Origin of the sequence: Aeromonas sp. QDB18 (assembly GCF_027705325.1) — a bacterium.
GTDB lineage: Bacteria > Pseudomonadota > Gammaproteobacteria > Enterobacterales > Aeromonadaceae > Aeromonas > Aeromonas caviae.
Map to the genome: position 1 here is coordinate 1 of NZ_JAPDBQ010000290.1, position 1,225 is coordinate 1,225.

The following is a 1,225-nucleotide window of genomic DNA, read 5'->3' on the forward strand; positions in this document are numbered from 1 at the left end:
ACCTGAAGCAACACCGCTTATATACCCGCACACTTGGAATTATTTGAGTCTCTAAAAATGAGGGGATCTCTGAGGGAGGAACGTTTTAGCAGGCCGAGAAGGCCAGGATGATCTTGTTGCGGAGGTTTGGAGGGCGGCGCAGCCAAAACGGCTCATTGGGTCGCTAAACCGCGATACAGGTGCCTCGCCATGCGGAGATTACCCCGGTATTGCTCACTGGTGTGATCTCAGCCTGTGCTGTCGAACGGTCCAAAAAAAAAGAGGCCAGTAGAACTGGCCGCTTTGTCGTTACGAGCGTTTCGTGGCAGATATCGCTCACAGGAGTCAACTAATGACCAACTAACATGTACGCGTTGACGTTATCGATACACTTCATATCCGGCAGGAACGCGGTCTTCATTATCGACTTCCTCTCGGGATTCACCGATCACCCGGTTCACCCGATCCCAGAAAGCCTGGCCATCCGTTTCGGTCAGGCCGTATTCCTGCTTCACTTCGCGCTTTGCGGTGGACTCTTTCATCTGGATCATTTTACTCATGCATCACTCCTTGGATTGCTACTGCTTGATGGTTGACGACAATGCAGAACAGTGGCGACAGGTGGTGTCGCGGCATGTCAGGCGCTGTCGCCAGATGTATAAACTGGGATCTTTGTCATAAATGAATCAGGGTGGAGCCTGACTCATCAGGGTCAATAAATGGCGTAAATCACGGACGATCTGCTCATGGATAAAGCCGGGCGAGATCACGGTGAGTTCCGGCATCCAGGATTTGATGACAGGCAGAATTTGATTGGCATCGAGCACGCGACTGCTCAATAACAGCGCACCGTCATCCAGGGTTTTGACAATCTCCTGCTCGGGCAGCAACGGGCGATGCTGAAAGTTGATAGCGATGGATGCATTGGCCTTGAGGAGCACCTCGATCATGCCGGAGCGCCAGAGCGTCGGGTCGGTATCGATCTGTCGTTGAATGAGCGCATCACGGGTAAAGGTCTGTTGCGATAGCTCAACCAGTGCGATGTTGCTCAGCGGATAGGCTTGCAATCTCCCCTCGCTGACGCCGACCAAGTGCCAGGTGCCCTTGTAGTTGACGAGCTGATAGGGGCTAAACAGCTGCTTGCGCTGGTCTTTGGTGATGAGCCAGCATTCATGTACAGGATCTTTAGCAGCAACCAATTGAAATAGATATAAAAATGGCTTCGATTGTGATCTGATTTTATCGC

2 protein-coding genes are annotated in these 1,225 nt (G+C 51.9%); both read right to left on the minus strand.

Annotated features, from left to right (window positions below):
- Positions 1-359 precede the first annotated feature (359 nt).
- A complete protein-coding gene (locus OKC30_RS20915) occupies positions 360-539 on the minus strand; it encodes a hypothetical protein (protein WP_029304370.1) in 180 nt (59 codons plus the stop codon).
- 126 nt (positions 540-665) lie between these two features.
- A partial coding sequence (locus tag OKC30_RS20920; protein ID WP_270809815.1) for a WYL domain-containing protein occupies positions 666-1,225 on the minus strand: 560 nt, incomplete at its 5' end.